Origin of the sequence: Asaia lannensis NBRC 102526, from assembly GCF_024054035.1 — a bacterium.
GTDB classification, from domain to species: Bacteria; Pseudomonadota; Alphaproteobacteria; order Acetobacterales; family Acetobacteraceae; genus Asaia; species Asaia lannensis.
In genome coordinates, this window is sequence record NZ_JAMXQU010000004.1 from 73598 (window position 1) to 97609 (window position 24012).

Annotated in this window: 19 protein-coding genes and 1 tRNA gene; 11 read left to right on the forward strand and 9 right to left on the reverse strand. The window is 59.7% G+C overall.

The genetic code is table 11. The features are described from left to right. Window positions 1–272: 272 nt before the first annotated feature. Genes mazG through NF685_RS07130 form a run of 3 tightly spaced genes read right to left on the reverse strand, consistent with a single transcriptional unit; the run spans window position 273 to window position 3409 of the window. A complete protein-coding gene (gene mazG / locus NF685_RS07120) occupies window positions 273–1103 on the reverse strand; it encodes a nucleoside triphosphate pyrophosphohydrolase (RefSeq protein WP_264813661.1) in 831 nt (276 codons plus the stop codon). Between the two features lie 53 nt (window positions 1104–1156). Next, entirely contained in the window at window positions 1157–1978 is an 822-nt protein-coding gene (locus NF685_RS07125; protein ID WP_252849131.1) for a class I SAM-dependent methyltransferase, read from the reverse strand. 54 nt (window positions 1979–2032) lie between these two features. Continuing rightward, window positions 2033–3409: an amino acid permease gene (locus tag NF685_RS07130; RefSeq protein WP_252849132.1), complete on the reverse strand. Its 1377-nt coding sequence runs from the start codon at window positions 3407–3409 to the stop codon at window positions 2033–2035. 67 nt (window positions 3410–3476) lie between these two features. Between NF685_RS07130 and argC the strand changes: the two genes are divergently transcribed. The 6 genes from argC to NF685_RS07160 all read left to right on the forward strand — a co-directional run bounded on the left by argC (window position 3477) and on the right by NF685_RS07160 (window position 10466). Next, entirely contained in the window at window positions 3477–4382 is a 906-nt protein-coding gene (gene argC / locus NF685_RS07135) for an N-acetyl-gamma-glutamyl-phosphate reductase (protein WP_252849133.1), read from the forward strand. A 211-nt stretch (window positions 4383–4593) separates the two neighbouring features. Further along, a complete protein-coding gene (locus NF685_RS07140) occupies window positions 4594–6621 on the forward strand; it encodes a putative bifunctional diguanylate cyclase/phosphodiesterase (protein ID WP_252849134.1) in 2028 nt (675 codons plus the stop codon). A gap of 54 nt (window positions 6622–6675) precedes the next feature. Continuing rightward, window positions 6676–6759: transfer RNA gene (locus NF685_RS07145), tRNA-Leu, on the forward strand. A gap of 102 nt (window positions 6760–6861) precedes the next feature. Next, window positions 6862–8022: a phosphoserine transaminase gene (locus tag NF685_RS07150; RefSeq protein ID WP_252849135.1), complete on the forward strand. Its 1161-nt coding sequence runs from the start codon at window positions 6862–6864 to the stop codon at window positions 8020–8022. Continuing rightward, a complete protein-coding gene (locus NF685_RS07155) occupies window positions 8019–9164 on the forward strand; it encodes an ATP phosphoribosyltransferase regulatory subunit (RefSeq protein ID WP_252849136.1) in 1146 nt (381 codons plus the stop codon). Before NF685_RS07150 ends, NF685_RS07155 begins: the two co-directional genes overlap by 4 nt. 12 nt (window positions 9165–9176) lie before the next feature. After that, window positions 9177–10466, forward strand: a complete 1290-nt coding sequence (locus NF685_RS07160; protein ID WP_252849137.1) for an adenylosuccinate synthase — start codon at window positions 9177–9179, stop codon at window positions 10464–10466. Between the two features lie 89 nt (window positions 10467–10555). Here the strand turns inward: NF685_RS07160 and NF685_RS07165 are convergent, their stop codons facing one another. Continuing rightward, window positions 10556–11326 carry an AraC family transcriptional regulator gene (locus tag NF685_RS07165; protein ID WP_222546763.1) on the reverse strand — a complete coding sequence of 257 codons (771 nt, stop codon included), beginning with the start codon at window positions 11324–11326 and terminating at the stop codon, window positions 10556–10558. A gap of 123 nt (window positions 11327–11449) precedes the next feature. Between NF685_RS07165 and NF685_RS07170 the strand changes: the two genes are divergently transcribed. Further along, entirely contained in the window at window positions 11450–12328 is an 879-nt protein-coding gene (locus NF685_RS07170) for an NAD(P)-dependent oxidoreductase (RefSeq protein WP_222546764.1), read from the forward strand. 560 nt (window positions 12329–12888) lie between these two features. Continuing rightward, window positions 12889–15558: a Hint domain-containing protein gene (locus NF685_RS07175; protein WP_252849138.1), complete on the forward strand. Its 2670-nt coding sequence runs from the start codon at window positions 12889–12891 to the stop codon at window positions 15556–15558. A gap of 301 nt (window positions 15559–15859) precedes the next feature. On the opposite strand, the gene rpoH is transcribed toward NF685_RS07175, so the two are convergent. Then, on the reverse strand, window positions 15860–16774 hold the full coding sequence (gene rpoH, locus NF685_RS07180) for an RNA polymerase sigma factor RpoH (protein WP_222546767.1): 915 nt from the start codon (window positions 16772–16774) through the stop codon (window positions 15860–15862). Window positions 16775–17075: 301 nt separating this feature from the next. After that, the gene (locus tag NF685_RS07185; protein ID WP_252849139.1) at window positions 17076–18080 is read right to left on the reverse strand and encodes an RluA family pseudouridine synthase; all 1005 of its coding nucleotides are present in this window, start codon (window positions 18078–18080) and stop codon (window positions 17076–17078) included. Between the two features lie 33 nt (window positions 18081–18113). Here NF685_RS07185 and NF685_RS07190 point away from each other — a divergent pair, with 33 nt between their 5' ends. Further along, window positions 18114–18473: a hypothetical protein gene (locus tag NF685_RS07190; protein ID WP_252849140.1), complete on the forward strand. Its 360-nt coding sequence runs from the start codon at window positions 18114–18116 to the stop codon at window positions 18471–18473. An 11-nt stretch (window positions 18474–18484) separates the two neighbouring features. On the opposite strand, the gene NF685_RS07195 is transcribed toward NF685_RS07190, so the two are convergent. Both NF685_RS07195 and NF685_RS07200 read right to left on the reverse strand, forming a co-directional pair. Continuing rightward, the gene (locus NF685_RS07195) at window positions 18485–20632 is read right to left on the reverse strand and encodes a hypothetical protein (protein ID WP_252849141.1); all 2148 of its coding nucleotides are present in this window, start codon (window positions 20630–20632) and stop codon (window positions 18485–18487) included. A gap of 78 nt (window positions 20633–20710) precedes the next feature. Continuing rightward, on the reverse strand, window positions 20711–21007 hold the full coding sequence (locus NF685_RS07200) for an ArsR/SmtB family transcription factor (RefSeq protein WP_222546771.1): 297 nt from the start codon (window positions 21005–21007) through the stop codon (window positions 20711–20713). A gap of 124 nt (window positions 21008–21131) precedes the next feature. Here NF685_RS07200 and NF685_RS07205 point away from each other — a divergent pair, with 124 nt between their 5' ends. Both NF685_RS07205 and NF685_RS07210 read left to right on the forward strand, forming a co-directional pair. Then, window positions 21132–22211, forward strand: a complete 1080-nt coding sequence (locus NF685_RS07205) for an alkene reductase (RefSeq protein ID WP_222546772.1) — start codon at window positions 21132–21134, stop codon at window positions 22209–22211. A gap of 87 nt (window positions 22212–22298) precedes the next feature. Further along, window positions 22299–23171 (forward strand): hypothetical protein, encoded by an 873-nt coding sequence (locus NF685_RS07210; protein WP_252849142.1) that lies wholly within the window; start codon window positions 22299–22301, stop codon window positions 23169–23171. Window positions 23172–23213: 42 nt separating this feature from the next. On the opposite strand, the gene NF685_RS07215 is transcribed toward NF685_RS07210, so the two are convergent. Then, entirely contained in the window at window positions 23214–23966 is a 753-nt protein-coding gene (locus tag NF685_RS07215; RefSeq protein ID WP_252849143.1) for a YdcF family protein, read from the reverse strand. Window positions 23967–24012: the final 46 nt, after the last annotated feature.

Here is a 24012-nt window from a genome sequence, read left to right on the forward strand (position 1 = left end):
CCGGCGGCCCTTCTCAGACGAGGCAGTACCTGGAATGAAAATCCGCAGGTAGGGTCGCGCGGGAAGCATTATCGAACACGATGAAGGTCGGGCTTGTCTGTCGGGTCAGTCCGACCGGGCGTCGCCATGCGATGACGCGCTCCGGCCTGGTTCAGGCAGGGTTTCAGTCGTGTCGCGCGTTCGACCTGGCGTGTCTGTCGCCGCAGCTTGAGGGTGGCCCGGTCGAATGGGCCGTTTGTGGTCTTGTGGTCGCCGGAAGCGCGATGGCAGGGTCAGGCGGCAGTCAGCGCGGCAAGTCTGATCTTGACGTCACGCCAGAGCGCCTCCTGTGAAGCAAGGTCCAGTTCGGCCAGCGTGCTTCCTGTCTCGGCGAGAACGGCTTCCATCGTTTCCACGCGCCGGGTAAATTTTGCATTGCCGTGTCTCAGGCAGGCTTCAGGATCGAGGCCGAGTTTTCGCGCAAGACTGGCAACCGTGAAAAGGACGTCGCCGATTTCGTCTTCGAGGCGGGCCTTGTCGCCGCCGGGCAGTTCTGCGCGTACCTCGTTGAGTTCCTCATCGATCTTTTCGAGAACCTGCTCCGGTGTTTCCCAGTCAAAGCCGACACGCGCTGCGCGTTTTCCCAGCTTTTCGGCCCGTATCAGAGCGGGCAGAGCAGGCGCAATGCCTGCCAGAATGCCGTATTCCGCTTTTGCGTCGCGTTCGGCCTGCTTGTTGCGTTCCCACAGATCGGGGTCGAGTGCCTGATCGCCGAACACATGGGGGTGGCGACGGATCATCTTGTCGCCAATCATGCGTGCGACGTCAGCAAAATCGAAGCGACCGGCCTCCTGTGCAATGCGTGCCTGATAGACGACCTGAAGCAGAAGGTCGCCCAGCTCGTCCGGGAGGGCTTTCCAGTCCTGCCGGGCAATGGTGTCCATCACCTCATAGGCTTCCTCGATGGCGAAGGGGGCGATCGTCTCATGGGTTTGCACCCTGTCCCAGGCGCAACCCGTCTGTGGGTCGCGCAGACGCTCCATAATGGCGATCAGCCGATCGAGTGCTGCTGCGGCGTCGTGTTCCGAGGTCCCGGATGAGGGTTGGGAGGCTGTCTGGGTCAAGGGAGGCTCCGGGTGCAGTGGTGTCTTGCCCCGGAGTATAGGCAGCCCTCAGGTCAGTGGCCATTGCCCTTGTCGAACGGCTTCTGGAATTTAAGGACAGCCTGATCCGTGCGGCCTCTGATCGATTTGTCGAAAACGGGCAGGCGATGGGTATCATCGCCATTATGCAGAACGGGACTGCTGGTCACGAGCTGAAAACCGACGCTTTCCACCTGTTTGATCACCAGTGCCGGGTCGATACGGTGCAATGTTGTCGGCGCGATCGTTCCTGAGCCCGGTTCGGCTACATGATCGATGACCATGAAGATGCCGCCGGGTTTGAGTGCCTGATAGATGGCACGGTCCATACGCTGCGCCGTTTCCGGACCCATGCTTCCATAGACATCGTGATAATTCTGCGAGGTCCACACCAGATCGAGCGGTTGGGAGACGTGAAAGTCCACGATCGGTGTCATGACGACAGAGACATTGCCATAAGCAGGTGTGGCGGCAATGGCCTGAGCCGTCTGGGCAAGCTGCGGATGGCGTGCAGCCATTTCGGCAGGAATGACAGCGTAGACATGGCCCCCCGCACCGACTTCCAGACTGAGCAGGCGCGTGAAATAGCCGCTACCCGGCATCAGGTCGGCCACGACGGCGTTTCTGGGCAGAGGCACCAGAGACAGGAGATCGAGCGGTTTACGCAAGGCGTCGCGTGCGCGATCGGTCTCCGGTCTGACCGGCGATGAAAGCAGTTCAGGCCCCGGTTGAGCGGCCATACTGTCTTTCGGTGTGTCGCGGTTCGCCGCGGCAGCGTGAGAGGGCGGTGCTGACAAGACCCCGTTGAGCAGCAACGCGCCCGTCAGGGCGCCGGTAAGAGAGAGAAAAGACTTCATTCCGGCCATCCTGACTTTGGCCCTCTAAGAGAGGGTCGGGGCTTTGAGACTGTCTTATCTGTTTCGCCTGCACAAGGCGTAGAGCCCCATGATTACGGCGACACTCGCCAGACTGGCGAGAATGGTCTGGCGCTGGGCCGGTTGAACGAGCATGGCCATCACCACAAGGCCCACGGCGCCAAGCGTGCCGATGTTCAGGCTCGTTCCGAAAGGCAGGGTAAATGCCCTGTTCTGCGGATCCCGCAGGCGGAAGATGCGATGCGAGGAGACGATCAGGCCGTAGATCAGCAGCATGACGGCACCGGTCGCCCCCAGAAGAAAAGCGAAGATCAGCTTGGGTGAGAGGATCGAGCAGAACGCCACAAGCAGGCCGATAAGGCTCGAAAACGTCACGGCACGTTGTGGGACCTGCATTTTGGACAGCTGGGCGAACCAGCGGGGTGCATCGCCAAGCTCGCCCAGGCCACGCAGGGTGCGCGATGTGATGTAGATGCTCGAATTGAGACAGGAGAGAATGGCGGTGAAGACAACGACCTGCATCAGTGTCGCGGCACCCGGAACGCCGATATGGCGCATGACTGTTACGAAGGGCGAGTAGCCGGGTTCGATGGCCGTCCAGGGGACGAGTGTCAGGATCAATATGATCGAGAGCACATAGAACAGGGTGACGCGCACGCCGATGGTGCGTGTCACGCGGGCCAGGTTCTCTTCGGCATTCTCCGATTCTGCAGCGGCGACCGTCGCGGATTCCGACCCGATCATGGAAAAAAGAACGGTCGGAACGGTTGCGAGGACAGCACCCCAGCCATGGGGAAACAGGCCGTCATGGCTGAAAACGTTATGAACGACCTTCGGGTGCGGGCCGATGAAATGGCTCAGACTGAGCAGGCCGAGTGCACAGAAGGCAATAATCGTAGCGACCTTGATCAGCGAAAGCCAGAATTCGCACTCACCGAACACGCGCACCGAAACAAGGTTGATAAGATTGACCGCGATGATCAGCGACGGTGCGAGAATCCAGATAGGCAGAGCGACCCAGTCCTGCAGGGCGATTCCGGCGCCGATCGCCTCGGAGCCGATTGTGACGACCCAGAACAGCCAGTAGAGCCAGCCGGACAGAAAACCTGCCCAGTTTCCGTGGGCTGCGCGTATGCAGTCGATGAACGTGCCGATTCCCGGTCTGGCGAGAAGCATTTCACCCAGCATGCGGATCACGATGACGACCAGAAGACCCGTGCCGATATAGGTCAGAAGAATGGCAGGGCCAGCGGCGGCGATAGCGGCAGAACTGCCGATGAACAGGCCAGCACCGATAACACCGCCAAGCGCGATCATGGCAATATGGCGGTCTTTGAGCTTGCCGCCTTGCAGCAGGGGCGGTTCCCCCTCATGGGGAAAACCTTGGTGGGAGAGAGTATCTTTATCCATCATATGTTGGACAAAGCCATGTAAATGCTTACTTCGTCCAGATGGAATATTTTAGTGAAGGAATGAATTGATGACACGGGTCTTCATCGACGGTGAGGCTGGAACGACAGGACTGGGCATCAGGGAACGTCTGCGCGGCCTGCCTGTCGAGGTTCTCTCGATCGATCCTGCCAGACGAAAGGACCCGCAGGCGCGACGCGAGATGATGGCGCGTGCCGATCTCGTCGTTCTGTGCCTGCCCGATGATGCCTCGCGTGAGGCCGTGGCGCTTGCCGAAGGGCTGGAAGATGTACGCATGCTCGATGCCAGCTCCGCTCATCGTGTGGCCGATGGCTGGACCTATGGCTTTCCCGAGCTCGATTCCGGGCAGGCTGCGCGTATCGAAACGGCCCGCTATGTGTCCAATCCCGGCTGTTACCCGACAGGCGCGATCGCCCTGCTTCGCCCTCTCGTCGATGCCGGTCTGATCCCTGCCGACCAACCTCTGACGATCAATGCTGTCAGTGGTTATAGCGGCGGCGGACGGAGCGAGATCGAGGCCCACGATCAGAATGGCGGCCCCGCTTTCGAGCTTTATGGGCTCGGCCTTGAGCACAAGCATGTGCCCGAGATCATGCGTTTTTCGGGGCTCGAATGCCGTCCGCTTTTCGTGCCGTCGATCGGTCACTTCGCTCAGGGAATGATCGTCTCCATCCCGCTTCATCTGGCATCGCTGCCCGGTCACGTTACCGGGGCGGATCTTGAGGCCTGTCTGCGCGCGCGGTACGAGGGGGCCAGCCAGGTGAGCATCGAGTCACCCGATATCGCCCGGCTCGATGCCGCCGTTCTGGCAGGCCGTGACACGATGGAGTTGCGTGTGCACAGCAATGACGCGCGCCGCCAGGCTGTGCTTACGGCCCGCCTCGATAATCTGGGCAAGGGGGCGTCAGGGGCGGCTCTGCAGAATATCCGTCTGATGTGCGGCGTCGCGGCGTAAAGTCGGCGTAACGGCAAATTCATCGCAAGCCCCAGCGAACCCGGAACGGTGTTTCCGGTTCTCATCTGTTCTGGAGTGGAAGGGTCTTTCGGCAGCGTCTCATGCCGGTTGCGCATGCCCACTCCACAAAAACGGCATACAGTGTCTGCATCGCGATTGGGGTATCGGAAACATAGGGGGTGTCTCTGGGCCCCGGGAGACTGGGAGACGAATGAGGGCACCCTCCGCACAATCCGTATCAGGTAGCAGCGACAACCATGTTCTGGATTGGCTGCCCTTGCTGGCCTGTCATGTCGATGGCGATGGACGCATCTCCTATCTGAACGGGAACTGGGCCAGTTTTTCCGGCCTGGACCGCAGGCCCGGTGCGCTGAACTGGACCGAACTGATCGATGGCGCGGACAGGCCTCTCCCCTGCCGTTGTCCCGATGCGCTGGATTACTGCATCCAGCGTCACGTGATCTTGCGCCATCACGACGGAGAGCCTGTGGAAACGGATCTGCACTGGCAGAAACTGGGCCTGCAGGAAGGAGGTGGATGGATTTTATTCGCCCATCCGGAGGCCGATTTTCCGCTGCTGCAATCGGGCCTGTCCCGTCTGTCCGGCGTCAGGCCCGCAGGTGAGCGCGCGGCGGGTCACGCTTCAGTCAGCGGCCTCGCGACGGGAAGGGGGCCGGCAGAACGAGGGGAGACGGCGGGAGAGGTTCCGGATCGCGCCAGAGGGGCGCGCGACGCTGGTGGCCGCGATACCGGTGGGCACGATACGGGGAAGCACGATACAGGCGCCTCCACGACCGACACCCTGTTCGAGCCAGCTTCCCGGGCCGAGGGCATAACGGGGAGCCTTCCCCTGCCACCGCCTGGTGCCTCTCTCGGCGCAAAAGAAAGCCGGTTCCTGCACACGACGCATCGTCCGGAGGTGGGGGACGAGGAGGGAGGACCGACAAAAGACCGGCTGACAGGGCTACCGACATGGCGCGCTTTCGAAGGCGAAGCGGAAGCCCTTCTGGCGGCAGCCGCGTCTAAGAGCAGGACAATTGGATATCTGCTTGTCGATATCGATTATCTCGGCGATCTGAACGATCTCTACGGCAACGATATCGGCGATCTCGTGCTGCGTCTCGTCGCCGATCGCCTGACCCTGCTCACGGCAGGGGGCGGGTTGATGACAAGAAGCGGCGATGATGAATTCACGGTTCTCATTACGGGCGAAGTCAGCCCTGAGACGCTGGCAGCCCATGCCCAGGCCCTGCTGAGCTTTGTCGACCTGCCTATCAGGATCGGGACGCAGCAGATCACATTCGGGCTGAGTATCGGGGCAGCCCTTTTCCCGCAGGATGGCGATACGCTTGCACGGCTGCAGCATCACGCGGTTCTTGCCGTCAATGACGTCAAGGCACGCGGTCGGGGTGGCTACAGGCTGTTCGATCCTGGCATGGTCAGGCCCGGCGACGGGGTAACGGCACAATCGAACCTGATAAGACATATGTTGCGAGAAGATCTGGTGTATCCGGCCTATCAGGCCATGGTGCGTCTGTCAGACAACCGGATTATCGGTGCCGAAGCCCTGATGCGCTGGAAGCATGAAGGGGGGCGGGTTTCCGGCCCCGAAGCGTTCCCGGAGATCTTCCGCTCCTACGATCTGGCAACGCGTGTCTCGGCCCGTGTCCACGAGCGTGTTTTTCAGGATCTCGTCCAGTGGCAGCGTATGGGCATCATGCCGCCGCATATCTCCATCAATGTCGCGCCGGTGGAATTCATGCAGGACGATTACGCCGAGAAGCTGCTTGCGCGTCTCGACCGTTTCGGTCTTCCGGCGAAGCTGATCGAACTCGAACTGACAGAGCATGTGCTCTATCAGAACAGCGATCAGTTTATCCATCGTGCGCTGACGCTGCTTCGACGGGCCGGCATGCGGATCACGCTCGACGATTTCGGGACAGGCTATTCCTCGCTGAGCTTCCTGCGCGATTTCCCTGTTTCATCTATCAAGATCGATCGCAGCTTCATCCGTCAGATCTGCACAGAGGCATCGATGGAGGTGATTGTCGAGGCGATCATCCGTTTCGGGCAGGCTGTATCGGTCGATGTCGTTGCTGAAGGGGTCGAGACGGCTGAACAGCTTGCCATGCTGCGACGTATCGGATGCCCTGTGGCGCAGGGCTATCTGTTCTCGCCTCCGGTGGTATCGAGCCGATTTGCCGCATTGCTGGGCGGGTCACGGCTCCTGCCCTTGTGAGGCCCGGTATCCGTTGCCTTTTGGGCGGATACTCGCTAACACTTCGCGCATCGTGCGAGAGTGACGGAACGGTAGACGTAGTCGGCTCAAAATCGACCGCCGCAAGGCATGGGGGTTCGAATCCCCCCTCTCGTACCAGATTTTTCATCGAAAGAATGTGAGCGACCCGGGCATGACTTGCGCCTTTGGGTCTGCCTCCGGCATATCTCGCGAAGTTTCTTCCAGCTTGCCGGACCCATCATGCCCCAACGCCCAGTCAGGAAACCTGCCCGACCGTTCTTTTCGTCAGGCCCTTGCGCAAAGCGTCCGGGCTGGACCCTGCACGCACTCGATGGCGCTCTGCTGGGGCGGTCGCATCGTGCGCCCGAAGGACGGGCGCGCCTCAAGGAGGTGATCGATCGGTCGCACGTTCTGCTCGGTGTCCCCGACGACTGGAAAATCGGCATCGTCCCTGCCTCCGATACCGGTGCGGTTGAAATGATTCTCTGGGCGCTTGCCGGCGACCGGCCTGTCGACGTCGTGTCTTTCGAGAGTTTCTCGGGCCTCTGGGCACAGGATCTGCGCGATGTGCTCAAACTCGACAATCTGACCGTTCATGAAGCGCCCTATGGGTCTTTGCCCGACCTGTCGCGTATCGACTGGTCGCACGACGTCGTTCTGACATGGAACGGGACGACATCGGGAGTCTGTCTGCCCGGTCGTGACGCGATCCCGGCCGCGCATGACGGTCTGGTGATCTGCGATGCGACCTCGGCCGCCTTTGCAATGGATCTCCCCTGGGATCGTCTCGATATCGTGACGTGGTCATGGCAGAAGGCGCTCGGCGGTGAGGCGGCTCATGGCATGGTGGCGCTCAGCCCGCGTGCCGTTGCCCGTCTGGAGCAGGCCACACCGCGTGCGCTGCCGAAAATTTTCCGGCTTACGAATGGCAAAGGTCTGATCTCTGCCATTTTCCAGGGCGATACGATCAATACCCCGTCGATGCTTTGTGTCGAAGATGCGCTGGACGGCCTGAAATGGGCTGACTCCATCGGGGGGCTCGAAGCGCTCAAGGCCCGGTCACGGGCAAATTTCGATCATGTTGCGCGATGGGTCGACCAGACTGACTGGGTTGAGTTTCTCGCAAAGGACCCTGACCAGCGTTCGACCACATCGATCTGCCTGCGCATCGTGGCACCCTGGTTTTCGGCAAAGCCGGTCGAGATACAGCATAAGATCGTCAAGCGTCTTACCGCCCTGATCGCAGAGGAACACGCAGGGTACGATCTGGCATCTTATCGCGATGCCCCTCCGGGTCTGCGCATCTGGGGCGGGGCAACCGTTGATGCAGAGGATATCGAGGCGCTTCTCCCCTGGCTCGACTGGGCCTATGAGGGTGTCAGCATGGAATATGACGCATGAAACTGACTGACGAGCCTGATACAGCCCTTTTGCCCTCCGGCTTTATCGATCTGCTGCAACACGAGGCGGAAGCCGAGGCGCAGGGGATCGAATCCGTCATGGATGTGTTTGCATCGCACGGCTATGAGCGCGTCCGTCCGCCCCTTCTCGAATTCGAGACGTCGCTTTTGCATGGGGCCGGTCAGGCACTGGAGGAACAGAGCTTCCGCCTGATGGATCCGGATTCCCGTCGCATGATGGCGCTTCGCCCCGACATGACGACGCAGATCGCCCGTATAGCCGCAACGCGCCTTGCAGCCAGCGCCCGCCCGCTGCGTCTGTCCTATGCCGGCTCCTGCATTCTCATCGGCACGCCCGGACGTGAGGGCGAGCGTCAGATCAGCCAGGCAGGGATCGAGCTGATCGGCATCGATTCCATCGAGGCGGATTGCGAGATCGTGCTGATCGCCGCTGAAGCGCTCGAACGCCTGGGGATCGAGGACTACTCCTTCGATCTGTCCTGTCCGGCACTCGTGCAGGCGCTGGTCGGTCTCTCCGGTTATACCGGTACGCGCCGTGCACAGCTCGTTCATGCGCTCGACCGCAAGGATATGGCTGCGGTGGCCGAGCTGGGTGGTCCCGTTGCCGATGTGCTGACGTCGCTTGTTGAGGCCTGCGGGCCCGCGGATACGGCCCTGGCTATTCTCGATGCACTCGATCTGCCCGAAGGGATACGCGTTCATGCAGATCGCCTGACGGCGGTCGTGCGGGCCATACAGTCGCGTTCACCGTCGCTTCGTCTGACTGTAGACCCCGCGGAATTCCGTGGCTGGCAGTATCACACCGGTGTTTGCATGACAGTTTTCGCGCGCAGCCAGCGCGAGGAGCTGGGGCGCGGCGGACGCTATCAGGCACAGGGCGACGAACCCGCCTGCGGCCTGACCTTCCGCCCCGAAGTGCTGCTGCGCGCCGCTCGCCCGATCGCGCTTCGTCCGCGCGTCTATATCGCGCCCGAGGCACTGGATTCCGAAGGTGCGGCACGGCTGCGCAGTGAGGGCTACGCCACGGTCGCCGGTCTCGATGCGGTCGAGGATCTCGCTGTCGAGGCTCGTCGTCTCAATTGCCCCTTCGTTTTCGTCGCTGACGAACTCATCACGCTGTAAAAGGATAAGAGCATGTCCAACGTCACCGTCATCGGCACCCAGTGGGGTGACGAAGGCAAGGGAAAGATCGTGGACTGGCTGGCCAGCCGTGCGGATATCGTCGTCCGCTTCCAGGGCGGTCACAATGCCGGTCATACACTGGTGGTGGGCGATCAGGTCTACAAGCTCTCTCTGCTGCCGTCGGGGCTGGTGCGCGGCAAGACCGGCGTGATCGGCAACGGTGTGGTGGTCGATCCTGAAGCCCTGCTTTCGGAAATCGACCGCGTGTCGGCTCAGGGTCTGGTGGTCAATCCGGAGACGCTCTGGGTTGCCGATAACGTGCCGCTTATCCTGCCGCTGCACGTAGCGACCGACCGTGCGCGCGAAGCCGCACGCGGCGATCGCAAGATCGGCACGACGGGCCGCGGCATCGGTCCCGCCTATGAGGACAAGGTGGCCCGTCGCGCCATTCGCCTGTGCGATCTGGCCGAGCCCGAAACGCTGGACTGGAAGCTCGATGAGCTTCTTTTGCATCACAACACGCTTCTGGCCGGGCTCGGTGCGCCGACCTTCACCAAGCAGGAGATTCTCGATCATCTGGCAAAGCTCGCTCCGCGCGTGCTGCCTTTCGCCTGTTCGGTCTGGGAGCGTCTGGACGAGGCCCGTCGCGCCGGGCGTCGTATCCTGTTCGAGGGCGCACAGGCGGTCATGCTCGATGTCGATCATGGCACCTATCCTTTCGTGACCAGCTCGAACACGGTTGCGGCTGTTGCTGCCAGCGGGAGCGGTGTCGGTCCCGGCACGGTAGGTTTCGTACTCGGTATCGCCAAAGCCTATACGACCCGCGTGGGTGAGGGGCCGTTCCCCTCCGAGCTTTTCGACGATGTCGGCCAGAAGCTGGGCGAACGCGGGCGTGAATTCGGGACCGTGACAGGGCGTGCGCGTCGCTGCGGCTGGTTCGATGCCGTGCTCGTGCGTCGTGCCGCACGTGTCGGTGGTGTGAACGGTATTGCGCTCACCAAGCTCGATGTGCTCGACGGGTTCGAGGAAGTGAAGATCTGTGTCGGATATGAGCTGGACGGCAAGATGATTACGTCTTTCCCTTCCAGCCCCGCGGCTCAGGCACGTCTGAAGCCCGTTTTCGAGTCCATGCCCGGCTGGCAGGAAACGACTTTCGGTGCACGCAGCTGGGCCGATCTGCCTGCTGCCGCCATCAAGTATATCCGCCGTATCGAAGAGCTGATCGAGGCGCCGGTAACGCTTCTGTCGACCAGTCCCGAGCGCGACGACACCATTCTGATGCGCGATCCGTTCGAGGACTGAGCGCAGGATATCTCTCCACGAGACTGGAAAACGGGCCGAAAGGCCCGTTTTTTATTGATGAGCCGGTCAGGCCGTCACGCTATCCGGTTTTATCGTCCGGCGGGGCGCTTATGCGTGAGCGGACGCGTGCCTGTCACCCGCAGGAAAGCCGCCGAAAATGCGCCGAGGCTCTCATATCCGGCGGCAGCAGCGACATCGGAGACGCTGTCGCCACGGGCGAGCTGCTCCATGGCCTGAATCATGCGCAGTCTCTGCCGCCATGCCGAAAAGCTCAGTCCTGTATCCGGTCCGAAATGACGTATGAAAGACCGTTGGGACATTCCGGCCAAGGTTGCCCATTGCAGCAGCTTCCGGTTATCCGACGGATCGTCGCAAAGGGCCTGCGCCACGCGTTTAAGCCTTGGATCCTGCGGGAAGGGGAGCGCAGCCGTTTCCCGGGGAAGAGCGCAGAATTCGTCCCAGAAACTCTCGGCCAGACGTTCTGTGACCGCTGACCAGAGGGCGGGGCGGGCTATATCGGACAGGCGTTCAGCCTGCGCGTTGAGCAGGGTGGTTCCCTGAGAGAGAAAGGGAGCGGAAGGCAGATCAGTGCAGCGAAAGGGGGCAATATACAGACTCCAGCCACTGATAGCGCCATGCGAGCGTGCCTCGTGAGGAAGATCGGGGGGCAACCAGAGAAACTGCCCGGCACCGATTGTCCAGTAGGCCCGATCCGTACGCAGGGCCATCACACCATGGGTGATACCGAAAATCTGGCCCCGCGCATGATTGTGCAGCCGGGCGACACGCCTGCTGGTCTGTGCCATGCGGCCGCCGAGCAGCCATGGCGCGGCGGAATGGCCTGATTCGGGCGGTGACATGCTCAGTTTGGCGTCCATGAGTCGATTTATGGCCCGTATGCGTAAGAAAGCCAGAAAAGATCATTCTAGGATCGCCCTGTGCTCTTCAACGGGAGGGGCGCCTACGGATGGAGTTCTGCGGTCATGAAAATTGGGTTTATGGGCCTTGGGGCCATGGGTCAGGCTATGGCCATGCGTCTGCTCGATGCCGGGCATGAACTGGTTGTCTATAATCGTACAAAAGAGAAGACGCGGCTTTTTGTGGAAAAGGGGGCCAAGGCGGCGGACACCCCTGCCGCGCTCGCAGCACAGGTCGATCTCGTCATATCCATGTTGTTCGACGATGCGACGACGCAGGCAGCCTGTTTCGGAGAGCACGGCATTGCGAGCGCTATGCGTCCGGGGGCGGTGCATATCTGTTGCAGCACCCTGTCTCTCGATCAGATACGCCTTTTGCGTGACGGTCATGCCGAACGGGGACAGGGCTTCCTGATGGCCAATGTGCTGGGGCGTCCACCGGCAGCGCAGGCGGGAGATCTCTTCGTGCTTGCCGCGGGCGAGGACACACTGATCAGGCGATACGAGCCGGTTTTTGCCTGTATCGGCCAACGTCTGTTCGTGGTCGGACCCGACCCGCTCCAGGCAGGGCTGATCAAGCTCAGTCTGAATTTCATGATCTATACAACGATAGAGCAGATGGCAGAGGTCTTTGTTCTCAACGAAAAGCTGGGCACCGATCCGTCGATCGTTTTCGATATCATGACCAACAGCTTTTTCACGGCGCCGGTGCACAGGAATTACGGTTCCCTGATGGTGGAGCAGGCCTACGACAACCCCGGCGCGCCGATGAGTCTGGGGCTCAAGGATGTCAAGATGGCCATCGATGCGGCGGCGGCACTGAGCACAAGTATTCCCTATGCGAATATTGTGCGTGACAGGATGGATCGATCCATCGAGGCGGGTGACGAAGCGCGTGATTTCGTCGCGCTTATCGAGCAGGTCAGGCGCGATAACGCGAAATAGAGGATGAGAGACGAGAAGTGTTAACACTTCTCGCCTTGGGTGAAGTGCCAATCTTTACTTGATGGTCAAGTAATCAAGCCCGCGTGAAAAAGTAACTGATAGATTGTTTTGTTCATAAAGTGAGTTTGTAATGGTAAAACCTCGTTAAATTCCATCTTATTCGGTATTTTGATGGTTAATAACCAACAATTTCTTAATGAAATGAAAAAAATTTTCTTATTATAGAAACGATGAATAAAGGGTCCTCGATGTCTTTAAACTGTCCAAAACTAGTGACCAGATTGTGGGATTGCTGCATGAGTATATTAGTTAAAAAAACAATAACATAAGTACTCATTTAAATAAAAAACGTCATTAGATAGTAAAAAATCATCACCCAAGAGCCTTGGCGATTCGTCCACTTCCATTGTCTTTGTGTTGGCCTGTATGTTGGCCCAATAACAACTGACTTCCCTGCGTCGATACGAACTGATTGGCTTGAAGGCTCGGGAAATCTGCGCCTGTTTTGCCTGTCTTACTTCGATCTTCGTTCGGAAACGTCGATAATAAAAGGAAGTGATATGGCAGCGCTAACTGGTTACTGGTCTGCGGTGAATGTAAACGGACAGACGATGTTCCAGAGTGGAACCACGTCTGTCGCACCGCCTGTCACCTTCGGGACGCACGCGAACCTCACGATCACCAGCGGTGCGACATTATCCGGCCTCACCGGATCGAGCATGATTGTCACGGTGCAGTCCGGTGGAACTCTGGCAGGCAACAACCTGACGGGTGGAACACTCGGCGTCGCCAATGGTGGTGTGCTCAGCGGCAATATCCTGAACGGTGTAGGCACGACGCTGAGTTCAGGCGCGCAGTCGATAGGCGATACGTTTCAGGCCGTGGGGACGGGGATCATCTGGTCCTATGCGCTCAGAGGGGCAACCGTCACCGATGCGACAGTCGACACCAAGGGCTATCTGCAGCTTCAGTCGGGGGCTACAGGGTCCAATATCACGGCGATCAATGGCGGCTCCGCCTCTCTCGCGGCTGACACGACAACCGGCTTTCAGGCACTGAACGGTGGTTATGTCGCTTCCGGGAACATGACGTTCTCCGGCTATTCGGGCAATGGAGATGTCGTTCCTACGGGGGCTGTCCTGAATGGCATATGGTCGGCGGTCAATGTCAATGGAACGACAGTATACCAGAACGCCACGACGACCGTCAGCGGTCCGGTCATTCTCAATGCCGGTGCCTCTCTGTACGTCAAGAGTGGTGCAAACGTATCGGGCCTAACCTGTATTTCAAACGCTATCGTTACTGTCAGCGTCTACGCGGGCGGAAGCGTCACATCGTCGCATATCACCCGTGCCTATGTCCGGGTCGATAACGGAGCCTCTCTCAGTCATAACCAGCTCGATGGGTGTGACGTCACCCTGAGTACCGGCGCGAGCTCCACCGACGACACCTATTCGTGGTACAACTTCGCAGTACAGTCTGTGAAGGTTGCCAGTGGCGCGACGATCAGCAGTGCAACCGTCAACAACAATACGACTGTCAGCGCAGCCACGGGCGCCAATGTGAACGGTCTTCAGGTTTTTTCGGGCGGCTCTGCCGTCTTCGCTTCGGGGGTCAATCTTTCCGGATTTCATGCCGATGCCGGGACGTATCTGGCAACCTATACCTCTATCGGTGGCACAGTCACCATCCCCACCACGCCGCCCAGTCAGCCGGGTACCGTCCTGACGCATGTCTGGAGCGCGGTTCTGTCAAATGGCGTGACCGTTTTCAAGAATGCGCTCAGCTCGGTTTCGGCGCCGGTTTCACTTACCGCCGGTACCGTTCTGTACATCACCAGCGGTGCGGTCGTCAGCGGTCTGAACAGCCTCGCGAATACGATCTATGTGCAGAATGGCGGGACATTGCTCGATTCATACATCGCAAACGGGCTGGTCAACGTGAGTTCCGGAGGGATAACGAACGGGAACAAGTTCAATTCCGATTTTGTCACCGTTATGTCCGGCGGGAGTTCGGTGAACGATATCTTCTACAATAGCGGATATACGTCCGACACCTCGACCATCCAGGCGGGGGGCACCATGATCAATGGGCAGGTGGGCTCGGGGGCCACTGTCTCTGCAGGTATCGGATCCGTTGTACAGGATCCTTCGGTCGGGACCGGAGGCTATCTGATCGTCAACAAGGCTGCGAACGACGTATGTTTCGTCAAAGGGACGCGCATCCTGACCGATCGGGGCGAAGTTCCGGTTGAGGATATCCGTGTGGGCGATGCGATTGCCTGCCAGGGAGAAAATGGCGTCGAGTTCCGGCCTGCGATCTGGGTGGGCAGCCGTTTCAACCGTCTGGAGCCATGGCAGCCCCTCGACCTGGCCGGATATCCCGTACGTATCGAGGCAGGCGCTTTCGGCGATGGCGTGCCGACGCGGGATCTCTTTGTAACGCCGGAGCACTGTTTTGCTTTCGAAGGGCGTATGCTCCCCATTCGCATGCTCGTGAATGGCACGACAATCGCTTATGACACGTCGATCAGGAGCTACGAATATTTCCATATCGAGCTGGCCGATCACGCAATCATCTTCGCCGAAGGCGCAGCAACCGAGAGCTATATCGATACAGGCAACCGTCGCAGTTTTACGCAGAACGGAAACCTGACGAGCCTGTCCCGGTCCGAGGGCACGCCGGATACGCCGCGTTATGCGTTACCGCTCGACGTAAGTCGCGATTTTGCTGAGCCACTTTACCGTCGTCTGGCCGGAGGGGCGTGTCTTGAGCAGGATAACCGGGATGACCTGACGCAGGATCCGGATCTGATGCTGATCGATATTCACGGGCACCGCTTCAGACCCGTAAGGCGTGAGGCGACCCGCGTTGTCTTCATGCTCCCTCAGGGCAGCGAGCACGTACGTCTCGTCTCACGGGCGTCGCGTCCGTGCGATACGATCGGGCCGTTCGTCGATGACAGACGGCGGCTGGGTGTGCTCGTCGGGCGTATCGATCAGTTTTCCAGCCTAAAACATCGCGAAATCACGGGTCATCTGACAACGGAGACGCTGAGAGGCTGGCATGCGATCGAGGCCGAGGCCTGCCGCTGGATGGATGGCGACTGTATCTTGCCACTTCACCTCGATAGTGCTGCGGCGGGCGCTGTCGTCAGTATCGAAATTCTGGCTGCCGGGCCTTATCTGGTCGAGAGCCGAGTGGAAGAAAGGGCGATCTCGGTGGCCTGAAGAAGGCCCCCTTTGCCTCCCTGTGGGGGCAGAGGGGCAAGAGGCAGGCCATATCAGCGACACGCGCGACATATCCGAAGCGCCTGCGCTCCATCTGGGCTGTGGGTCTCATTTTCTTGCCCGCGACCCGGAAGGATGCGGTCGACGCATCGTGGCGCCCGGTGAGGCCGACGGGGAGGGACAGCGCGCGTAACGCATCCAGGGTGTCGGTATGGACGGCGAGCGAGACCCATATCCGGACGGAACAGGGAGGCTATGAAAAAGACAGGCCACGCAGTTCCGGCGTGACCTGTCTTTTTACTCAGGCAGGAACATGATGATGAAGGGAGAAGCCCTCATCCTGCTTGCGACGCAGTTCGACTTCAGCCGCCATCGCCTTCTGCAGCTTTTCGAAAGCCCGTGCCTCGATCTGGCGGATACGCTCGCGCGACACGCCATATTCGTGCGAAAGCTCTTCGAGCGTCGAAGGCTCGTCCTTGAGGCGACGCTCTGTCAGGATATGACGTTCGCGGTCGTTGAGCGATTTCATGGCTTCGCTGAGCAGGGCCTGACGACCTGTCATTTCCTCAGCTTCGCCGAGAGTCGTTTCCTGACTCTCCTGATCGTCTACGAGCCAGTCCTGCCATTCGCCTTCGCTGTCGCTGCGCAGGGGCGCATTGAGACTGTGATCCGGCGCTGACAGACGCTGATTCATCGAGACGACGTCCTGCTCCGGCACGCCAAGGGTCGTGGCGATCTTGTCGACCTGTTCGGGCTTCAGGTCGCCATCGTCGATCGCCTGCATCTGACCCTTGAGGCGGCGCAGGTTGAAGAACAGTTTCTTCTGCGAGGCGGTCGTGCCCATTTTGACGAGCGACCAGCTGTGCAGGATGTATTCTTGCATTGCCGCGCGGATCCACCACATAGCATAGGTGGCCAGACGGAAGCCGCGATCCGGATCGAAGCGCTTGACGGCCTGCATCATGCCGATATTGCCTTCGCTGATCAGTTCGTTCAGCGGAAGGCCATAGCCGCGATAACCCATGGCGATTTTCGCAACGAGACGCAGATGGGATGTGACGAGTTTATGCGCCGCGGAGTCGTCCTCTTTGTCGCGCCAGCGACGGGCGAGTTCGACTTCTTCCTGCGGGGTCAGAATGGGAAATTTGCGGATGTCCTGGAGATACCGTGTGAGATTGTTCTCAGGACCTATGGACATGACGGCGGAAGAGGCCATTGGGCTGCAACTCCTTTCGCCCGGACTGGAGAGGAACCATCTATACGGAGTAACTCCTGATTGGTTCCCGGTACCGGGTGACGCATGGGTGAGGAAGGACTTACGTCACCGCATGACACCCTCCCATTGAGCGATCTCATACGGCACGTCCGTTCCGGCGGCGCGTCAGCTCGTCGGATTGGCTAGGAGTGGATCATACAGGTTTTTGCGAGTCAAGAAAACGTACCACATTACTCCCAATTAACCTGGGCGACATTTTTCCCTGCCCGATCCGTGCGCGGGCCCGTAGTCCGACCCGCTGTCAGGCGCGCCGACCGGCACTGCCGCCTGCACGCAAGACCTTGAGAAGAGTCTGGAAATCCTCAGGTGGCTCAGAGGTGAAAAGCAGGGTCTCACCGCTACGTGGATGCGTGAAACCGAGTCTGGCGGCATGAAGCGCCTGACGTGGAAAATCCAGTGCAGCCCGTTTTGCCGCCTCTCCAAGACCGCGTGCCGCGGCCGGGATGCGGCGCAGATAGACAGGATCGCCCAGAAGCGGGTGGCCGGCCTGTGAGAGGTGGACCCGTATCTGGTGCGTGCGCCCGGTAGCCAGTTTGCATTCGATCAGGCTGACCGAGGCGTCGAAGGCCTCAAGGCAACGGACATGGGTCAGTGCATGTTTGCCGCCCTGTGCGACCACGGTCATGCGCTTGCGATCGCGTTTGTCACGCCCGATGGCACCGTCATAGCTGATCTGTGCAGGGAGTAACCCCCAGGCAAGTGCCTGATAGGCACGGTCGATGTTACGTGCGGCGAAGGCATCGGAAAGCGCATTATGGGCGAGAGGCGTCTTTGCCACCACCATGAGCCCGGAAGTATCCTTGTCCAGACGATGAACGATACCGGGGCGTTTTTCGCCGCCTATGCCTTCGAGATCCTCGCCGCAATGGCCGAGCAGGGCATTGACCAGCGTACCTGTTTCGTTGCCGGGCGCCGGATGCACCACAAGGCCTGCCGGCTTGTCGAGAACGATCAGGTCCCTGTCCTCGAAGAGGATCGGCAGCGCATGGTCTTCTGCCTGTGGGCGGGCAGGCGTTGCGGGCGGAACGATCAGGGTGAAGTGGCGTCCCGCTCTGGTGGTTTCGGAAGGCTCGCGTATGATGGCACCGTCGCAGAAAACCTGTCCGGCCTCGATCAGGGATTTGACACGCGAGCGGGACAGACTGCCGATGGATTCAGCCAGAAACCGGTCCAGGCGCTGGCCTGCCTGCTCAGGCGTGACGAGAAACTCGAATCGGTCGGCTTGGGGCGAATGATCATCCATCATACGTCCCTTTACCAATTAGGATTGTTTCCCGCCATGACCACGCCTCCGCCTCCCGTTTCACGCGCCCTGATGGCTGCCGTCATCGGTATGGGCGTCCTTATCGTTCTGGGGACGGCCGGACTGATCGGGGTCGTTATCCATCGCGCCATGGCGCCTGCAACGGCTCATATGACCGCTGCCGGATCGTCCGTTCCTGCCTTGCCCATCGCTTCCGGGGGGGACGCACACGGGGCGCCGGTCTCCGTCTACCGGGGCGGGGGGCATGTGCTGTCGCAGGCCGTGCGTCCCGATGGCAGTATCTCGCTGGTGCTGGATACCCCTGCGGGGCAGCAGGTCGTGATCTGGAGCCCTGAGACCAATCGCATCGTGGGGCGTTTCAGCCTGGCGGAGTAGGCGTTCTCGGGTCAGTCGAGCGTGGAGAGGGCGTCGGCTACATCCGGGTCGAGGCCGAGATCGCGATAGATGACCGACATGGGTACGATCTCGTCCCACTGACTGAAAGCCTTTTTATCCATACCGAGATGATGGGGCATCAGCACGATCGGTGGCGGATCATCCATGAACCTGATGCGCAGCGCGTTCCATCGTGGCGCGATATGCCTGTGATAAACGGTCGAGAGCGCGCACTGGTCGATACACCAGTTTGTCGGGTTCGATGAATGATACGTTCCGACGATGTAATCGTGTAGTTCCTGAGCGATGACAGGCACAAGGGCGGTTTCGCCAAAATAGGAAACCCCCGCACCGAAGCCCCAGGGCTCTCCGGCAATCTGCCTGCCATCCCTGTCATAGGCGTAGAGCCTGAAGCCGTAATCGAAATCCCTCGTGAGTGCATCCGCGAGCGCAACGAAATCTGCCGGAAACAGGGCGTCTGCATCGAGGGTCATCACGGGCCCGCTCATCAGTCGCGTGACTTCGGGTAGTAGCAGATAGCGCAGGCAGGAAAAGCTGGCTGGATCGCAGTGACGGAGCGAGCCCTGGGCGAAGGCGAGCGCAACCGGGCTGCGGTGGCGCTGCAACGCATCGGATACAGCAGCAAGAAACCCGACATGCCTGTCCGTTCCTCCGGCGAGACCCACAACAAGCTGGATCGAACCGGGCTGGAGCCAGTCTGGTCGCTCGGCCTGAATGCAGGCCTGTATCAGCGAGGCGATAAGGCGTGGAAGAAAGGCGAAGTAACGCTGGTCGCAGCCTACCGCCAGAACAAGTTTCTTTTCAGCTTTCTCTCCGGCGCGGTTCTGCGGCATCCCGTACCAACGCCATGAATCGATGTTGAGCGGACGAGGGCCGGGATCGAAAGGCTCAGAGCTACGCCATGTGTAGAGCCCGGCATTGAAATGCGCGACATAGCGTTTGTTCGCACGGGAAAGGCTACGCGCCATACTGTAGTGAGCATCGGCCTTGTCGCGTTCGCCTTCGAGCCACGCCTTGTGACCTTCCAGCAGGGCGAGGCTATGCGATTGCCCGTTCAGGCGTCTTTCCTCGTCAAGAAAGACCTGTCTTTTGTCCGCAGGGCAATGTCCCCATTTTTCCTCAAGCCGCGCGGTGTAGAGAGAATGCGACTGGAAATCGAGCTGAGGGGGCAGGCGTTCCGGAACGAGGAGATCGTCGAAGCCGGGATCCAGCGGTCGCCCAAGCATTTTCTCGAGGTGCGGCCACAGGGAGGCATGACAGAACGGACGACCGAGGCACTCACGGAACTCGGATGGAGAGAAGGCATCGCTGCAGGAAGAAGCACCTTCGATGATATCCGCGATGTCATTCAGTGCCTTTGTGCAGCCGATCTCGTCACCCAGCATACGCGCGTGAAGTGCAGACAGAGCGAGCGCTTCGATCTCGTACGAAGTGCCTTGCAGTGCAGCGATGCAAAGCGCTGCTTCGTCGTCGAGACCGATCAGGAGACAGAGCCGGGCGAGGAAGAACAGGTGCCGTATCTCGGTCACATCGGTCATGGTCAGCAGAAGCTGCCGTGAAAGATCGAGCGGATCGGCCCAGGGTGAACGCCCGCAACCCTGATCCGACCCCACTCTTCCGAGTATGGGCAGGATGCTCGCGATTGCCCTGTCGAATGCAGGGCTGGGCCAGCGGACTGCCTGAGCATGGTTGTCGAGATGCATGATCTCTCCGTCGCAGGACAGGCAAAGCAGGTGTAGCGGAATACGTGCCTCACCCAGCACGAAGACGAACGCCTCCAGTCTGGGGCGCAGGATCTCACCGCTTTCCAGCAACCAGTTATGCGCACAGGCTGCGGTCAGGGAGGGGAGGATTCCGGCATCGATGATGAGGAAGTGCTCCCACGCTGCGCAATGCCCGACTGCCAGAAAAGTTTTTCCCTCGCGGCAGCTGATATGCAGTGGGCCGGCCCTGAGCGCCATGACAGGCATGTCGTTTTCAAAACCGGCAGGCACCAGTTCAAATGGCAGATCGTGTCCCGATGCGATTTCCACAGGCTGCGCGCGACCGGCGACGACATCCTCGATCGATGCCGGAAGGAGCATTCCTCCCTGACGACAGACGATTGCGCCATGCCAGCTGAGCAGAATGTCGGTCATCGGTTATTTACCTTGCCTGAAACCCGTTGGATCGCATCAGATACCGTATGCGGTGCAGAGTGCATGACGGATGGCCGGTCATCCCGCCAGAACAGCATCCATCAATCCCGGGAACCGCGCGTCCAGATCCTTTTTGCGCAGGGAGTTGAAATGCTGCACGCCCTGAATGCGGGTGTGCAGCAATCCGCTTTCTCGCAGAACCTGAAAATGATGCGACATGCTCGAACGCGGCCGGTCGCCGAGGAGCGCTGCGCAACTTGCTTCGGGAACCGAACCCAGGTGTTGGACGATTTCCAATCGAATGGGATCGGCGAGGCCGCGCAGAACACCCAGGAGGGTCATGCTCTCGGCAGAAGGGTGAACGTAGTCAGGCATGAGCGCGGTCCGGTTCCAGAAAAGCGTGGGGGAGGGGTTGTCGTTCGGACAACGCGTACCCACTCCTAATATTGTTCGATTAAAATCGAATTAAACCCCCACGGGTTCATGAGGACATAGCATTATGACAACTCTGTTCGATCCGATCCAGCTTGGTGCGATCCATGCCAAGAACCGTATCCTGATGTCGCCGCTCACGCGCGGCCGCGGGACACGCGAGCATGTGCCCACGCCGATCATGGCCGAGTATTATGCCCAGCGCGCCAGCGCCGGTCTTATCATCTCGGAGGCGACAGGCATCAGCCGTGAAGGGCTGGGCTGGCCCTACGCACCAGGCATCTGGTCGCAGGAGCAGGTCGAGGCCTGGAAGCCGATCACCAAGGCGGTACATGACAAGGGTGGCAAGATCGTTGTCCAGCTCTGGCACATGGGTCGGATGGTCCATTCCAGCGTTACAGGTCAGCAGCCCGTTTCCAGCTCCGCAACGACTGCGCCGGGGCAGATCCACACCTATGAGGGCAAGCAGGATCCCGAACAGGCACGCGCCCTGACGAAGGCAGATATCACGCGCATTCTGGGTGAGTACGAAGTGGCGGCACGCAATGCCATCGCGGCCGGTTTCGACGGTGTGCAGATCCATGCGGCCAATGGCTATCTGATCGACGAGTTTCTGCGTGACGGCACCAACCACCGCACGGACGAATATGGCGGCTCGCCGGAAAACCGTATCCGTTTCCTGCGTGAAGTGACCGAGCGCGTCATTGCCACCATCGGCGCGGATCGTACGTCAGTCCGTCTTTCTCCGAACGGCGATACGCAGGGCTGCATCGATAGCGCACCCGAGACGGTATTCGTCCCGGCGGCAAAAATTCTGAACGATCTCGGTATTGGCTTCCTCGAGCTGCGCGAACCCGGTCAGGATGGCACGTTCGGCAAGACCGACCAGCCCAAGCTCCACGGCCCCATTCGCAAGGTATTCAGCCATCCCCTGGTCCTGAATCAGGATTATACGCGCGAAGAGGCAATCGAAACCGTTGCCAATGGCATAGCGGATGCCATCGCTTTCGGTCGCAAATTCATTGCCAACCCTGATCTTCCCCGTCGTCTGGAGGAAAATCTTCCTCTCCAGCAGGATGATATGAAGACATGGTACAGTCGTGGCGCTGAAGGATATACGGATTATCCATTTTATAACGAATCATGACATTCGCTTGATTGCCTCGGCGAAACGTTGACGGCGAGAAGGCTTTAGGTTCCAGAGAGATACAATTCGTTTCTTTCTGGAACTTTCATGAACAAGCTCCCTGTATCCGTTGCCTCTCTTCTCTCCGTCCTGTCGGTAGGATCCGCTCTGGCCGACCCCGTGCCCGTTGTTGCGGTCAATCGCGAAATCGGCCTTTCGATGGCGGGGATTTTCGACAACATGGTCGGTGGTTATGGGTCGCGGTCGCACAGTACTGGCGGTCAGTGGAGCCGTCCGTACAGCTATACTTCGCAGTCCCGGTCACGGCGTATCGGATGGGTGCCCGGCTTTCAGCTCGATGCATCTAGCATGGTCGATGTCGGGCACATGCATAACCTTTATGCATCTGCACTGTTCCGTCTTGGTTCAGGAACGCGCAACGATAAGTACGCCCATACCTATACATCGACCTACGGTCAGGACTCCTGGCAAGTGGGAGGCGGGGACGATGCGCGCTCAACCTATACGCGCGGAGAAATCGGTAAAGGATTTCTGTTCCTGAACGACAAGGCGCTCGTGACGCCCTTTGTACAGGGCGGCTATGACAGCTACGGCTATTCGACCTTCGGTGGACAGAATGCGTTCTTCGTTGGACTGGGCCTGAATGCGGATTACGCGTTGACCGATCGCCTCGTGCTGCGCGGCCGTTTCGGCTGGGCCGAAATCCTCGATACCACGACCTACCGTGTCAGCAGTTCGACCACCCGCCCGCGATGGGAAGGCAGTCTAGGTGTGGATTATCGCATGACCCACCACTGGCATCTGACTGCCGGGGGAGATTATGCCTATACGTCTTACGGCCATGATGCCTACCACGAACGCTATCAGACGATCAGCGAAGGACAGATTTTCGATAGCGGGTCATCGAGCGGCATACAGAATGGCCTGACCCTGCATGCAGGACTTGCCTACGCCTATTGAGGCCTTGCGGAGCCGCAGGCCATTTCACGGCTCCTGCGCGGCTCAGCGCCCTGTCTGAGCCGCGAAAGCCTGCGCGAGAACTGCGTGATCTTCCAGAATGTTACGCGGAATATCTATATGGCCGATGAAGCCTTTCCCTTTTGGACCGTAGCCGTCGACCGTGTCGTGGAGGCGTGGAACTTCGCCCAGGATCAAAGAGAGATAACGCTCAACTGTCCACGCCTCTGCGGTAAGAGCCGTACCAAGCTGAGGCGTGAAGGGCGGAGATGAGAAAAACCGTGTAGAGTGGCCTGCCCAGACGTGATGAAATGTCGCATCGGTTCTGCGCTGTAACAGAGGGTCCTGCACAAGGACGACATGATGGGGTGTCAGACCCATCTCTTCGAGCATGGCTTGGCTGAACGCGGCGTTTTCGCCCGTATTGGTCGAGCGTGTTTCGAGTATGATCTGGTCTGAGGGCAGAAGAGAATCCACTGCAATCAGTTTCGCCAGGAGTTCCGCTTCTCCAAGCCCGGCAAGTGTGGATTCCGGACAGCCGAGACGGGCGGCGATAGCGGTCATCAGCGGCGGTGTGGAATGGCCCGTTCCGCCCGTGATCAGCAAAAGACAGTCATGCTGGCGCGCCAGACTGGTCGCGTGATCCACGCAGGCCAGTACGCCATTGCCCGCAAGGCAGACGAGGTCGATCCGGCCGGGCGCATCGTCGACGCTGGTCAAGGCCAGATAGGCAGCGATGCGATCTGCCGCCCCCCTGATTTCTGGTCGTTGAAGAGCGGAAAAATCAGGCTGTGTCATCTCGGTCCCGCAGGTATCGGCCCCCAGGAGCCGATACAGGGAGAAG

Coding starts and splice junctions, on each gene's coding strand:
- NF685_RS07125 (WP_252849131.1), bottom strand. CDS start 1,978: ATGAAGTCTTTTCTCTCTCTTACCGGCGCCCTGACGGGCGCGTTGCTG.
- NF685_RS07130 (WP_252849132.1), bottom strand. CDS start 3,409: ATGATGGATAAAGATACTCTCTCCCACCAAGGTTTTCCCCATGAGGGG.
- argC (WP_252849133.1), top strand. CDS start 3,477: ATGACACGGGTCTTCATCGACGGTGAGGCTGGAACGACAGGACTGGGC.
- NF685_RS07140 (WP_252849134.1), top strand. CDS start 4,594: ATGAGGGCACCCTCCGCACAATCCGTATCAGGTAGCAGCGACAACCAT.
- NF685_RS07150 (WP_252849135.1), top strand. CDS start 6,862: ATGCCCCAACGCCCAGTCAGGAAACCTGCCCGACCGTTCTTTTCGTCA.
- NF685_RS07155 (WP_252849136.1), top strand. CDS start 8,019: ATGAAACTGACTGACGAGCCTGATACAGCCCTTTTGCCCTCCGGCTTT.
- NF685_RS07160 (WP_252849137.1), top strand. CDS start 9,177: ATGTCCAACGTCACCGTCATCGGCACCCAGTGGGGTGACGAAGGCAAG.
- NF685_RS07165 (WP_222546763.1), bottom strand. CDS start 11,326: ATGTCACCGCCCGAATCAGGCCATTCCGCCGCGCCATGGCTGCTCGGC.
- NF685_RS07170 (WP_222546764.1), top strand. CDS start 11,450: ATGAAAATTGGGTTTATGGGCCTTGGGGCCATGGGTCAGGCTATGGCC.
- NF685_RS07175 (WP_252849138.1), top strand. CDS start 12,889: ATGGCAGCGCTAACTGGTTACTGGTCTGCGGTGAATGTAAACGGACAG.
- rpoH (WP_222546767.1), bottom strand. CDS start 16,774: ATGGCCTCTTCCGCCGTCATGTCCATAGGTCCTGAGAACAATCTCACA.
- NF685_RS07185 (WP_252849139.1), bottom strand. CDS start 18,080: ATGATGGATGATCATTCGCCCCAAGCCGACCGATTCGAGTTTCTCGTC.
- NF685_RS07190 (WP_252849140.1), top strand. CDS start 18,114: ATGACCACGCCTCCGCCTCCCGTTTCACGCGCCCTGATGGCTGCCGTC.
- NF685_RS07195 (WP_252849141.1), bottom strand. CDS start 20,632: ATGACCGACATTCTGCTCAGCTGGCATGGCGCAATCGTCTGTCGTCAG.
- NF685_RS07200 (WP_222546771.1), bottom strand. CDS start 21,007: ATGCCTGACTACGTTCACCCTTCTGCCGAGAGCATGACCCTCCTGGGT.
- NF685_RS07205 (WP_222546772.1), top strand. CDS start 21,132: ATGACAACTCTGTTCGATCCGATCCAGCTTGGTGCGATCCATGCCAAG.
- NF685_RS07210 (WP_252849142.1), top strand. CDS start 22,299: ATGAACAAGCTCCCTGTATCCGTTGCCTCTCTTCTCTCCGTCCTGTCG.
- NF685_RS07215 (WP_252849143.1), bottom strand. CDS start 23,966: ATGACACAGCCTGATTTTTCCGCTCTTCAACGACCAGAAATCAGGGGG.